Source organism: Duganella dendranthematis (genome assembly GCF_012849375.1).
Taxonomy (GTDB): domain Bacteria; phylum Pseudomonadota; class Gammaproteobacteria; order Burkholderiales; family Burkholderiaceae_D; genus Rugamonas; species Rugamonas dendranthematis.
The window spans coordinates 911,895-924,586 of the sequence record NZ_CP051684.1; the positions used below are offsets into that span (position 1 = coordinate 911,895).

The following is a 12,692-nucleotide window of genomic DNA, read 5'->3' on the forward strand; positions in this document are numbered from 1 at the left end:
GGCCGTTTTTTTATGGCGGCGAAAACTGAATGGATATAACTTAGCTGATGTAATTAAACAGCGACAGGCCCGACATCGTGGTGAACGATTTCTGCGCCGCCGTCAGCGTGGTCTGCTGCTGCGTGAACAGCGAAATCGCCGCCGTGTAATCCAGATCCTGCAGGGTCGACAGCGTGCTGGCGTACTGCAAGCCGGCGTCATCACCCGAACTGTCCAGATAATCCAGCTCCTTCAGCCGCGCGCCGACCGCAGAGTTGACCGACGACACATTTTCAGCGGCGTTATCGATATTCACCTGCAACTGGTTCAGCATATTGTTCAGGCTGGCCTGGCCGGCAGGACCGGAACCCGGCTGGCGCAGCTGGTCGATAAAGCTCTGCACCGTGGTAAACACCGACTGCTTGGTCGATGGCTCGACCGTAAAGCTGTCGCCGTCGGCCGGATCGCCCTGGACATCAAACTGCACGCCGTCGAACGAGATATTCTGGCCGCTGACATACGCCTGCGGCACGGCCGGCACCGGGGTCGGCGGCACCGGCACCGGGTTGGCGGGATCGGTCATGTCGGTCACTGTGTAGGTGGTGGCCTTGGGCACGCCCGCCGTGGCCGGCACCACCTGAAAACTGATCTGATAATTGTGTCCCGGCAGCACCTGGGTTGCGTCCTTGACCGAGCCGGCGCTGATGATGCCGCTACCGCCACGACCGTAGTTGCCCGGGTCCGGCTTGGTGACAAAGGTGCCATTACCGGTCTGGTTGGCCTCGAACACGGAAGAGCCGGAATCGGTGATCGGCACGGTGCGGGTGGTGCCCACTTGCAGCGAACGCTGTCCCTGGTCGCCCTGGTAGTCGGCGCCGGTGGCGGTCTTGGTGAACGGCAAAGTGGTCGACTTGTAGCCGGAGAACACATAGCCGCCGACGCCGTCAGCGGTGTTGGCGATGCCCATCAGGTCGGCGAGCTTGCCTTCCAGCTCGATCGCCACCGACTCGCGGTCGGCGTCGGTGTAGGTGCCGTTGCCGGACTTCACCGCCAGGTCCTTGATGTCCTGCAGCAGCGACGTGGTGCTGGACAGCGCCGTCGTCTCGATCCCCAGCACGCCCTTGGCGTTGGAGCGGTTGGTGGCCAGCTGGGTGTTGAGCGACTGTGACTGCGTCACTTCCAGCGCGCGCGAACTGGCGATCGGATCGTCGGCCGCGGTCAGGTTCTTGCGGCCGGTCGACAGCTGCTGCTGCGTGCGCGCCATGGCCGAACTCAGCGACGTGATCTGCATCGAGCCGGTGTCAAAAATTGTTCTGGTGCTGATGCGCATAACCATAGAGCTACCCTATTCCTTAATTGCCGATGCTGAGCAAAGTATCAAATAACTGGCTGGCCACCTGCATCACCTTGCCGCTGGCCTGGTAAGCCTGCTGGTAGCGCAGCAGATTGGCCGCTTCCTCATCCAGATTAACCCCCGACACGCTTTGCTGCGCGGCGGTGGCCTGCTTGACCGACGCATCGGCGGCGGTGCTGCTGATCTGCGCCTCACGCGCCTTGGTGCCGACGAAGTTGACCATCTGCGCGTAGCTGGTCTGGAAGGTGGCGGTGCCGTTGTTCATCACGTTCTTGGTCTGCAGGCCGGCCAGCAGCGCACCGTTACGGCTGTCGCCGACGCCGCTGGTGTTGGGGCCGACCGTGAAGGTGTCCTTGTCGACCGGCGTGCCGCTGATGGCGAAGTTGACGCCGCCAAAGCTGATGTTGGCGCCGTCGGTATACGGCACCGGCGTGCCGGCCGGGTACACGGTCGGCGTGCCGTTCACGGTGACCGTCACATCCTGGCCGGCCGGGAAGCCGGACAAGGTGCCGCTGGCGCTGTCGAAGGTCAGCGTGGCGGGCGCCGTCAGCGCATTGCCAGGCGTCAGGTAATTCTTGTCGACGCTACCGGCGCTGATCTTGGCGTTGCCGGCGTTGGCGGTCGCGGCAGCGGTGGCGATCGGCGCCGCCAGCGCGATCTTGGTGGTGTCGGTGATCGCCACCGACAGGCTGGTGGCGGCGTTGTAGGTCGGCCGCACCAGGAAGTTATCGTTCTGCTGCGGCGTGCCGCTGAAGGTGTAGGTGACGCCGTCGATTTCCTGCGGCGAGCCGGTCACCGCCGTCACCTGGCCGTCGCTCTTGCGGGTGACGTTGTAATTGGTGCCGTCGTAATCGACGCTGTAATCGCTGGCGGTCAGCGCCGAGCCATCGGTCACCACCGCCGTCACGTCCGCCGTGCTGGCCGGCGAGTTGTGCGTGTTGGTGCCGACATAGGCCTGAATCGGGTTGAAGAAATTGGTGCCCAGGTCGCCGTTCTGGTCCTGCCCCAGCACGTGCTGGGCGTTGAAGGCGGTGGCCAGGCTGGCCGCCACCTGTCCCAGCGCGTTTTGCGCCTTGTCCAGCGCGCCGTTGCGGAACTCCATCAGGCCGCCCATCTGGCCGCCGGTGAAAGCGCTGTCCGGCAGCGCGCTGAAGTTGCCATTGGACGACTGGTAGCCGATCGTCACCCGGCTGACATCCGTCGGCGAGGTGGACGTGGTCAGCTGGAACGGCTGGTTGCCCACCACCAGCGGCTGGCCGGTGCCGAACTGCACATTGAGCATATTGTTGTCGCCCGGCGTCACACTGACTTTGACCAGCTTGTTCAGCTCGGTCAGCATCTGGTCGCGCTTGTCCAACAGGTCGTTCGGCGCGGCCTGGTCGGTGGTCAGGCCGGCGATGGTGTTGTTGATCGCGGCGATCTGCGTGGCGTAGGAATTGATTTCGTTGACACTGGACGTGATTGTCGAATTGACGCCGGAGCTGATCTCGGTCAGCTTGGCGCTCATGTCCTGGAAGCGCGACGCCAGTGACTGCGCGTTCGATAGCAGCGACTGGCGCGCGGCGGCCGAGGCCGGATTGGCGGTGGCGTCCTGCACACCGCTGAAGAAGTCCTGCAGCGCCGGCGACAGGCCGGCGGTCGGATCGGCCAGCAGATTGTCGATCTGGCTGATCTGGCCGCTATAGGCGTCCAGCGACGCCTGGTTGGCCTCGGCGCCGCGCAGCGAAGTGGCCAGGAAGTTATCGTAATAGCGGCGCACAGCCTGGATTTCGGTACCCGTGCCCACGTAGCCGAAGCCCTGGTACTGGGTACCGGTATCGCCCTGGATGGCCACCTGGCGGTTGTAGCCGGCCGTATTGGCGTTGGTGATGTTGTTGCCGGTGGTCGCTAAACCGACCTGGGCAGCCAACAAACCGCTTTTACCGATGCTGAGAAGACTGGACATAGTATGTTTAACTCTGTGATATGCGTGTTAACGGCAAACCGCCGAAAAACTTGATTAGCCGGCCAGCGAGCGCTTGATGATGCTGGTCAGCTTGGAGGCGTAATTCGGATCGGTAGCGTAGCCGGCCTTCTGCAAGCCCTGGGCAAAGCTGCTGGCGTCGCCTGCGCTGGCCAAGACTTTTTCATAGCGGGGGTTACTCGCAAGCAATTTCCCGTAATCCTTGAAACTATCGGCATAACTGTCATAGGCGCGGAAGCGCTCGACCTTGGTCTGCGCCTTGCCGTTGACGTATTCGGTGGTGGTGGCCTCGACCACCTTGCCCTTCCAGTCGGCGCTGGCCTTGATGCCGAACAGGTTGTGGCTGTTGGTGCCGTCGCGGCCCTTGATCTCGCGCTTGCCCCAGCCCGACTCCAGCGCCGCCTGGCCCAGCATGAACTTGGCCGGAATGCCGGTGGCCTTGCTGGCCTCTTCCGCGTGCGACGCCAGTTTCTCCTGGAAGCTGCGCACATGCGGCGCCTGCGAACCTTTATTGCTGCTGGTGGCGTCGGTGCTGGTGGTGGCGCTCGTGGTGGCGGCGGCATTGCCGCCGGCGGCGGCGATCGCCCGTTGCAGCTTGGCGTCCATCAGGCTGGCCACGCCGGCAAAGCTGCCGGCGTTGGCGCCGCTGCTGCTGTCGGCCGCCTCGCCGCTGAGCGCCAGCGCTTGCGCTTCGGTCTGCTTGTTGAGCTGGCGCACCAGCATATCGGCCAGGCCGATGCCCTTCTTGGCGATACTCTGGCTGGTCTGCTGGTCCTGCATGGTCTGGAACATCTTGGTCTGCGCGCTGTCCGTCAGGCCATCCTGCGGCGTCGCCTCGCGCATGCTCTTCATCATCATGTTGACGAACATGGCTTCGAACTGGGTGGCGGCGGTCTTCAGCGCGGCCGGGCTGCCGGCGCGGGCCGACTGCTTGAGGCTGCCCATATCGCGCACATCCAGCGCAAACTTGCCGCTCAGGTCGGTATTGGTCGAAGTTGGACTGGTCATGGTCGCACCTGCTTAAATGATTTCCAGTTCGGCGTGCAGCGAACCTGCCGCCTTCATCGCCTGCAAGATCGACAGCAGGTCCTGCGGCGTCGCGCCGATGGCGTTAAGCGCCTTGACCACATCGGCCAGCGACGCGCCGCCCTTGACCAGCATCACCTTGCCGCCATCGGCCTTGATGCCGACCTGCGGGTTCTGCGTGACCACCGTGCGGCCGCCCGACAACGGGTTCGGCTGGCTGACTGAAGTATCGGCGTTGACCGATACTGACAGATTACCGTGGGAAATGGCGCACGTATCCAGCGTCACGGCGCGGTTCATCACCACCGAGCCGGTGCGGGCGTTCATGATCACCTTGGCCTGCTGCTCGGCCGGATTGACTTGCATGTCCTGTAGCGTGCCGATGAAGGTCACGCGCTGGTCGCTGCTGCTAGGCGCCTGCACGCGGATCACGCGGCTGTCCAGCGCGTAGGCGATGCCGGCGCCGTATTTGTCATTGATGGCTTCGACCACGCGGCTGGCGGTGGCGAAGTCGGCGCTGTTGAGTTCCAGCTTGATCATATTGCCTTCGCCCAAGTTGGAAGCGACAGCGCGCTCAACCGTTGCACCGCCGGAAATCTTGCCCACGCTCAGGTGGTTGACGGTCAGCGAACTGCCGCCGCCCCCACCGCCGCCGGCTTGCACGCCGACGCCGCCGACCAGCACATTGCCCTGCGCCATGCCATACACCTGGCCGTCGGCGCCTTTCAGCGGCGTCATCAGCAGCGTGCCGCCGCGCAGGCTCTTGGCGTTCCCCATCGACGACACGGTGATGTCCAGCTGCTGCCCCGGCTGCGCAAACGGCGGCAGCGTGGCCGTGACCATCACGGCGGCGACGTTTTTCAGCTGCAACTGCGTGCCGCCCTGCGGCAGGTTGACGCCCAGTTGCTGCAACATCGACACCACGCTTTGCACGGTGAACGGCGTCTGCGTGGTCTGGTCGCCCGAACCGTCGAGGCCGACCACCAGGCCATAGCCCAGCAATTGGTTGTTCCGCACCCCGGCGATGCTGGCCAGATCCTTGATGCGCTCGGCCTGGGTCAGCGGCGATAACAACGCCAGGCAGACCAGGATGGCGGCTTTGAGTGGAGTTTTCATGATCATCAGAAAGGCAGCAAGCTTTGGAAGAAGCGCGACGCCATCGACGACAGCTCGGCGCGGTCGATATGGTTGGCGGTGCGGTACTCGACGCGGGCGTCGGCCACGGCGGTCGACTGCACAGTGTTGCCGGTGGCGATGCTGTCCGGATTGATCATGCCGGAGAAGCGGATGTATTCCGTGCCCTTGTTCATGCCGATCTGCTTTTCGCCGGCGACGATCAGGTTGCCGTTGCCCAGCACTTCCACCACCGTGATGCCCATGGTGCCGGTGAAGGCGTTGCTGGCGGTCTGGTTGTCGCCGTCGGTGTAGGTGTTGGTGGTGGCGGCAGTCAATGGATTGCCGAAGGTGCTGCTCAGCTTGCCAGGCAAGGTGGCGCTGACGCTGCCCGACTTGTTGCCGGTGGCGGTGCCAGCCTTGTTGGCCGAGGTGCGCTCGGTGATCACCAGCGTCAGCACATCGCCCACATGGCGCGCGCGGCGGTCTTCGAATACCGGACGGAACGCGGCCGGCTGGTAGATGGCGCCGTTGTTCGGCACTGCCTGCATCTGCTCGGTGGTCAGCGGACGCGCGGTCATCGGCGCGCTGACGATCGAGGTCGGCGTCGAAGCGCAAGCGCTCAACAGAGCGGCGGCAACAACAGCAACAAAGGGGATGGCGTATTTCATGATCATGTCCTTACATCTGCGACAGTTTTTGCAGCATCTGGTCGGAGGTGGTAATGGCCTTGGAATTGATCTCGTAGGCGCGCTGGGTCTGGATCATATTGACCATCTCCTCCACCACGTTGACGTTGGAGGTTTCCACATAGCCTTGCAAGATCGTGCCGGTGCCGTTGCTGCCCGGCGTGTTCTGCTGCGGCGCGCCGGAAGCGGTGGTTTCCACGTACAGGTTCTCGCCCTTCGATTCCAGCCCGGTCGGGTTGATGAAAGTGGCCAGCTGCAAACTGCCCAGCTGCTGGGTGGTGGTGGCGCCGTTGGTGTTGGCGATGTTGACCGAGACGGTGCCGTCGCGCGCCACGGTGATCGATTGCGCGGTGATCGGGATGGTGATGGCCGGTTGCAGCGCGAAGCCTTCCGAAGTCACCATCTGGCCGTTCTGGTCGCGCTGGAACGAGCCGTCGCGGGTGTAGGCGGTGGTGCCGTCCGGCAGCAGCACGGTGAAGAAGCCGCTGCCGTTGACCATGATGTCTTTATCGTTGCCGGTCGACTGCGGATTGCCCTGAGTGTGGATGCGCTCGATGGCGACGGTGCGCACACCGGTACCGAGCTGCATGCCGGACGGCAGATTGGTCTGCTGCGACGATTGCGCACCCGGCTGGCGGATATTCTGGTACAGCAGATCTTCGAAGACGGCGCGTGACTTCTTGAAACCGTTGGTGCTGACGTTGGCCAGATTATGGGACGTCACGTCCATCTGCGTCTGCTGCGCTTCCATGCCAGTCTTGGCGATCCATAACGAACGTATCATGATGCTTCTCCCAATGCCGGACGAACATCAAACCTGTTCATCCCATGCAAGCATTATGCGGGAGGGCGCATCAACTCAAAGCGAGGATCTGGGTGGCTTTTGCGGCGTTATTCTCGGCGTTCTTCATCAGGCTCATTTGCATTTCGAACTGCCTTGCCAGACTGATCATGTTGACCATGGAATCGACCGGATTGACGTTGCTGCCCTCGACCGCGCCGTCGACCACCCGCACGGTCGGGTCGTTCTGGGCCGGCGTGCCGTCGGCCTGGCGGAACAGACCGTCATCGCCGCGCAGCAGCGTCTTGGTGTCCGGATTGACCAGCTTGATGCGGCCCAGCACATTGGCCGGGCCAGGCGCGTAGTTGTCGTCGTTGACGCTCACCGTGCCGTCGCTGGAGATGGTGATCTTGGTGTCCGGCGGCACCGCGATGGGCCCGCCGTCACCGATCACGTTCTGCCCGCTGGTGGTTTGCAGGATGCCGTTTTCGGTGACTTTCAGGCTGCCGTTGCGGGTATAGGCTTCGGAACCGTCCGCCGACTGCACCGCGATCATGCCCTGGTCGCGGATGGCGATGTCCAGCGCGCGGCCGGTGGTCTCGATCGGGCCGGAACGGAAGTCCGTGCCGACCGTGGAGTCGACCACAAAGGCGCGCGTGGGCAAGCCCTCGGACACCACCGGCACCGCCCGGAACGTATCGAGCTGGGCGCGAAAGCCGGTGGTGGTGGCGTTGGCCAGGTTGTTCGACACGGTGGCTTGCTGCTCCATCACGTGGCGGGCCCCGGTCATCGCGGTGTAGACGAGACGGTCCATAACTTATCCCTTTAACTGCGTCATTAACGCAGATTGACCAGCGTTTGCAGGATCGAGTCCTCGGTCTTGATGGTCTGCGCATTGGCCTGGTAGACGCGCTGCGCGGTGATCATGTTGACCAGTTCGGCCGTCAGGTCGGTGTTGGAAGTCTCCACCGCCGACGACCGCAGCGAGCCCATCGAGCCCGCGTTCGGCACGCCGATAGTTGGCGGACCCGACGACGAGCTTTCCGCCCAGGCATTGTTGCCCAGCGGCGTCAGGCCGTCGACGCTGGCGAAGTTGGCCATGGCGATCTGGCCCATGGCGCGCGACTTGCCGTTGCTGTACTGGCCCAGGATCACCCCGTTCTCGTCGATCGAATAACGCTGCCAGGAACCGGCCGAGTAACCGTTCTGGGTCGAGCCCAGGTCGTTGGTCACGCTGCCGTACTGGGTGGTCTTGTCGAAGGTGGTGGCGACCGTCATCGGCTCTTGCGCGCCGGTGTCCGGGAAGATTGGCAGCTGGATCTGGAATGGCAGCGTTTGTGGCGGGTCCAGCTGCGCCATGGCTTGCGGGTCCAGCGCGCCGTTCTTGGTGAACAGCAGCGTGCCGGCCTTGACCGCCGGCACCGTGATGGCGGCGCCCAGCAGGGCATTGATCTGGTCCGGCGTCTTGCCGGTGATCGACTGGCTGCCGCTCGGGTCCAGCGCGGTGTAGGCGGCGGTCAGCGCATCCAGCTGAGCCTGGCTGGCGGCGGCTGGCGCCACTTGGGCCGCATCAAACATGGTCTGGTAAGCCACGGCAGCATAGGCGCCTGCGGCCTGGGCGATGGCGTCGGCATCCGGCGGGGTAGCTTGGACCGCGGCGTTATATGCGGTACGGGCGGCCACCACATCGGCATTGCTGTTGACGGCGGCGGCCACACTGGCCGACACCACTTCCTTGTTGTCGGCGGCGGCGTACACATCCCAGGTGTTGGCGTCGGTCTTGACGTAATAAGTCGTCATGATGTGCGCCGTACCCAGCGAATCGTACACGTTCAGCACGGTCTGCTTGTTGTAGCTGGTCGGATCGGTGGCGTCGAACGGAATCGTGGCCGGCACTTTTTCCGCCGAGCTCAGGTTCAGCTGGAAGTTGGCTTCGGTGGTTTCCACCGGCGTCAGGTCGGACTTGTCCAAGGTCAGCGGCACTGGCGAACCGAGCTGGATCACGCCGGCCGTGTTGGACAGATAACCGGTCAGCTGTGCGCCCTGGGCGTTGACCAGTGTGTGGCTTGCGTCCTCGTGGAACTGGCCGTTACGCGAGTATTCCACCGCGCCGTTGACCACCAGGCGGAAGAAACCGCCGCCATTGATCGCCACGTCCAGCGGATTGCTGCTGGTCTCGATATTACCCTGCGTGAATTGCTGCGCCAGTTTCGACACCGTCACACCAATACCGGCGTTGTTGCCGGACACGCCGTTCAGCGAGTTGGCGTACAAGTCGGCAAACTGCGCTTGCGATGCCTTGAAACCCACCGTGCTGGCATTGGCAATGTTGTTGCCAATGACGTCCAGCGATTTGGATGCAGCATTCAAGCCGCTCAGTCCTTGTTGGAACATGGTATTCCCCTATTGGTGATGACTGCTTACAGAACTTCTTTGACATCGCTCATGGCGAACTGCCCGAGCGAGGTATTCAATTTGACGCCGCCGCTGCCGGTCGACACGCTGGCCACCGCCGCCAGTTGCAATGGCGTGGCGTCGGTCAGCGTGCTGCCGCCGCTGGTGGCGGTGACGGTAAAGGTGTACTTGCCGGCCGGCGCCGCGGTTTTGTCGTCCTGGGTGCCGTCCCAGGTGATCGGATAGGTGCCGACGTCGGCATTGGTCATGGCCATGGTGCGCACCGTCTTGCCGGTGCTGTCCTGGATCGCGATGGTGACGCTCTGCGCCGCCGAGGCCAGATCGATGCCGAACACGCTGGAGCTGGTCTTGGTGCCGTCGTCGGCGGTGCTGGTCGCCAGTTCGATGCCCTTGCCCTCCACCAGCACGCCCTTGCCGATCATGCTGATCGCGCTTTGCGACTGCGAACTGGCGATATCGGAGCGCAGCGATTCCAGCGTGGCGTTGACCTTGTTGATGCCGGTCACGGTCGACAGCTGGGCCAGCTGGCTGGTCATGGCCGCGTTGTCCATCGGATTCAGCGGATCCTGGTTCTGCAGCTGGGTCACCAGCAGCTTCATGAACTTGTCCTGGTCCGCCTGCACGCTGTCGGTCGAGGTGGTGGTCGTGGTGGTCGGAGTACTGTTTACCGCCGCCGGCGTGTCGATGATGCCGCTAATGGTCATGATGGCCTCTTGTTTCTCTTATTTAGTTTTGACCGATGGTCAGGGTTTTCAACAGCAGCGTTTTCGCCGTATTCATGGTTTCCACATTGTTCTGGTAGGAGCGCGAGGCCGACATCATGTTGACCATCTCGTCCACGACATTGACGTTCGGCATGGTGACGTAGCCGTTTTCGTCGGCGCCCGGATGCTTGGGGTCGTACATCATCTTCATCGGCGACTGGTCTTCCACCACCTGCTTGACGCGCACGCCGGTGGAGGCGCCGCCATTGGTTGGCGTCTGCGCCTCGAACACCACTTGGCGCGCGCGGTAGGCTTCGCCAGTGGCGCTGGTGGCGCTGTCGGCATTGGCCAGATTGGAGGCCACCACGTTCAGCCGCTGCGACTGCGCGCTCATGGCCGAACCGGAAACATTAAAAATATTAAACAGTGACATGATCAGCTCCCTGACTGGATCGCCGCCAGCATCGACTTGATCTGGCCGTTGATGGCGGTGATGCCGGCTTCGTAGCGGATGGCGTTGTCGGCAAACTGGTTGCGCTCGACGTCCATGTCCACCGTGTTACCGTCCACCGCGCCCTGGATCACGCCGCGGTACAGCAGCGGGGTGCCGTCGGCCAGCGTACCGGCGTCTTGCAGAGGGTTGGGGTAATGCTTGACGGCGGTGGTGGCCAACGATTGCTGGGCGTTCGGATTGGCCTTGTCCAGCGCGGCCTGCATGGTGGCGCTGAAGTCGATGTCGCGCGCCTTGTAATTCGGCGTGTCCGCGTTGGCAATATTGGAGGCGAGCACCGACTGGCGCGTGGAACGCAGGCTCAGTGCCGTTTCATTAAAGCGCATGTAATCGTCTAACTTGCTGCCGAGCATGATGTGCTCCCCTTCCACATTGATGACAGGATCGATGATACGGAGTTGCCCGCCGTAACAATCTGGCGATAAGCACGCCATTTCCCGTCTTATTCAACGCTTCAAGTTCAGACCGCCAGACTATGATGGCACTATTGAACGGGAAACCATCACCATGAAACCACGTCTGCTCCTCCCTGCACTGTTAGCCATTGCACTCAGCGCCAGCGCCGCCGCCCAGCCCGGTCGGCAGGACATCGCCGCCATCAAGCGCACGGTCGAACAATTCCTGCAGGTGCAGGCGGGCGGCTTGCCGGGCCAGGTCACGGTCACGGTCGGCGCCATCGATCCGCGCATGCAACTGGCCGCCTGCCCCGATCCGCAAGCTTTCTTCATGCCCGGCGCCCGCGCCTGGGGCAAAACCACGGTCGGCGTGCGCTGTGCGACACCGGCCACGTGGACGGTATATATTCAAGCCAACGTGACCGTGGTGGGCGAATACATCGCCGCCGCCGCCCCGCTGGTGCAGGGCCAGCCAATCGACGCCAACCAGCTGACCGTCCTCAAAGGCGATCTGACAATGTTGCCGGCAGGTATAGCTACCGACGCTAGCCAGGTGATCGGCCGCAGCGCCTCGGTATCGTTGCCCCCAGGCACTCCTTTGCGTCTGGACACGCTGCGCAGCAAGCCGGTGGTGCAGTCCGGCCAGCTGGTGCGGCTGGTGTCGAGCGGCAGCGGTTTCAGCGTGTCGGCCGAGGGCCGCGCCATGAGCACGGCCGGCGACGGCCAGGTGGTACAGGTAAAAACCGGCAATGGGCAACAGATTACCGGCATCGCCAAGACCGGTGGTATGGTCGAGGTGGCATTTTGAGCAATGGCCAGGCAAACCCGGCTAAAGTTTACGACCGAATCGCCGTTACCGACTCAGATCCCGGAGTTTCGTACTCCTCGCTGAGAAGGAAATGCTGTGAAAATTAACGATACATTAAAGAGCACGCCCGGCCTGCCGTCGACGCCTGCTGCAACCAGCTCCACCGCGCGCGGCGCGGACAAGGCAGCGGAAGCGGCGCCGTCGAATGTGGCGTCGGACAGTGTCCGCCTGTCGCCGCAAGGCCAGGCCATGGCGGCCAGTTCGGCCAGCGGCGCCAATGCCGTGTTCGACACCAAAAAAGTCGAGCGCATCAAGTTGGCAATTGCCGATGGCCAGTTCCAGGTCAACTCGGAAAAAGTAGCGGATGGCTTGCTGGATACCGTCAAGGATCTGCTGCACTCAAGAAAACGATAGGATAGTCATGACCACCGTCACCCCGCTGAACAGCCTGCGCGAAGAAGAACACATCATGTCCACCCTGCTGGATGTGCTGCGCCAGGAACAGCAAATGCTGGTGGCGGCGGATATCGAAGGCCTGCCGGCCGTCACCACCCGCAAGACCGCGCTGGTCACGCAAATGACCCTGTTGTCCGCGCAACGTCACCGCTCGCTGGGCAAATGCGGCTTTCCTGCAGAGGAAGCCGGCATGGATGCGTGGATCGCCGCCAGCGGCGAGGCGCGCGCGGAATCGGAAAGCTTGTGGGGGGCGCTGTTGCAGCATACCCGCACCGCCAAGGAACTGAACCTCATCAATGGCGTGCTGATCAACAAGCAGATGGGGCAAACCCAGGATGCGCTGCACGCCTTGCGTCCGCAGGGTTCGGCTGGCAATAACTTCTACGGTCCAGGCGGTGTGACCACCACCCTGCCGCGCAGCCGCGGTTTTCTGGCCGGCTGACGCTCCCCCGCACTGCGCATACCAGGGTCAGTCCCCATGCGGGGACTGACCCTTTT

Annotated in this window: 14 protein-coding genes; 3 read left to right on the forward strand and 11 right to left on the reverse strand. The window is 63.1% G+C overall.

Features of this window, described 5'->3' with window-relative positions:
- Nucleotides 1-40: 40 nt before the first annotated feature.
- The 11 genes from flgL to flgB all read right to left on the reverse strand — a co-directional run bounded on the left by flgL (nt 41) and on the right by flgB (nt 10,888).
- Entirely contained in the window at nt 41-1,315 is a 1,275-nt protein-coding gene (flgL, locus tag HH213_RS04295) for a flagellar hook-associated protein FlgL (protein ID WP_110844733.1), read from the reverse strand.
- Between the two features lie 16 nt (nt 1,316-1,331).
- The gene (gene flgK, locus HH213_RS04300; RefSeq protein ID WP_110844734.1) at nt 1,332-3,278 is read right to left on the reverse strand and encodes a flagellar hook-associated protein FlgK; all 1,947 of its coding nucleotides are present in this window, start codon (nt 3,276-3,278) and stop codon (nt 1,332-1,334) included.
- A 54-nt stretch (nt 3,279-3,332) separates the two neighbouring features.
- Nucleotides 3,333-4,304 carry a flagellar assembly peptidoglycan hydrolase FlgJ gene (gene flgJ, locus HH213_RS04305; protein ID WP_169110994.1) on the reverse strand — a complete coding sequence of 324 codons (972 nt, stop codon included), beginning with the start codon at nt 4,302-4,304 and terminating at the stop codon, nt 3,333-3,335.
- A gap of 12 nt (nt 4,305-4,316) precedes the next feature.
- Complete coding sequence (locus tag HH213_RS04310; RefSeq protein ID WP_110845621.1) at nt 4,317-5,438, reverse strand: flagellar basal body P-ring protein FlgI; 1,122 nt, start codon at nt 5,436-5,438, stop codon at nt 4,317-4,319.
- Between the two features lie 5 nt (nt 5,439-5,443).
- Entirely contained in the window at nt 5,444-6,106 is a 663-nt protein-coding gene (locus HH213_RS04315) for a flagellar basal body L-ring protein FlgH (RefSeq protein ID WP_169110996.1), read from the reverse strand.
- A gap of 10 nt (nt 6,107-6,116) precedes the next feature.
- The gene (flgG, locus tag HH213_RS04320; RefSeq protein ID WP_110844736.1) at nt 6,117-6,908 is read right to left on the reverse strand and encodes a flagellar basal-body rod protein FlgG; all 792 of its coding nucleotides are present in this window, start codon (nt 6,906-6,908) and stop codon (nt 6,117-6,119) included.
- 70 nt (nt 6,909-6,978) lie between these two features.
- Complete coding sequence (gene flgF, locus HH213_RS04325) at nt 6,979-7,719, reverse strand: flagellar basal-body rod protein FlgF (RefSeq protein WP_169110998.1); 741 nt, start codon at nt 7,717-7,719, stop codon at nt 6,979-6,981.
- A 23-nt stretch (nt 7,720-7,742) separates the two neighbouring features.
- Nucleotides 7,743-9,299 carry a flagellar hook protein FlgE gene (locus HH213_RS04330; RefSeq protein WP_110844738.1) on the reverse strand — a complete coding sequence of 519 codons (1,557 nt, stop codon included), beginning with the start codon at nt 9,297-9,299 and terminating at the stop codon, nt 7,743-7,745.
- Between the two features lie 26 nt (nt 9,300-9,325).
- Nucleotides 9,326-10,024: a flagellar hook assembly protein FlgD gene (locus HH213_RS04335; RefSeq protein ID WP_110844739.1), complete on the reverse strand. Its 699-nt coding sequence runs from the start codon at nt 10,022-10,024 to the stop codon at nt 9,326-9,328.
- A 22-nt stretch (nt 10,025-10,046) separates the two neighbouring features.
- Nucleotides 10,047-10,457: a flagellar basal body rod protein FlgC gene (flgC, locus tag HH213_RS04340; protein ID WP_110844740.1), complete on the reverse strand. Its 411-nt coding sequence runs from the start codon at nt 10,455-10,457 to the stop codon at nt 10,047-10,049.
- A gap of 2 nt (nt 10,458-10,459) precedes the next feature.
- Nucleotides 10,460-10,888, reverse strand: a complete 429-nt coding sequence (gene flgB, locus HH213_RS04345) for a flagellar basal body rod protein FlgB (protein WP_110845623.1) — start codon at nt 10,886-10,888, stop codon at nt 10,460-10,462.
- A 154-nt stretch (nt 10,889-11,042) separates the two neighbouring features.
- Between flgB and flgA the strand changes: the two genes are divergently transcribed.
- From flgA to HH213_RS04360, 3 genes are all read left to right on the forward strand, one after another.
- Nucleotides 11,043-11,738, forward strand: coding sequence for a flagellar basal body P-ring formation chaperone FlgA (gene flgA / locus HH213_RS04350; protein ID WP_110844741.1), 696 nt, complete (start codon nt 11,043-11,045; stop codon nt 11,736-11,738).
- Nucleotides 11,739-11,834: 96 nt separating this feature from the next.
- Entirely contained in the window at nt 11,835-12,152 is a 318-nt protein-coding gene (gene flgM, locus HH213_RS04355; protein WP_110844742.1) for a flagellar biosynthesis anti-sigma factor FlgM, read from the forward strand.
- 7 nt (nt 12,153-12,159) lie between these two features.
- Nucleotides 12,160-12,636 (forward strand): flagella synthesis protein FlgN, encoded by a 477-nt coding sequence (locus HH213_RS04360; RefSeq protein WP_110844743.1) that lies wholly within the window; start codon nt 12,160-12,162, stop codon nt 12,634-12,636.
- Nucleotides 12,637-12,692 lie beyond the last annotated feature (56 nt).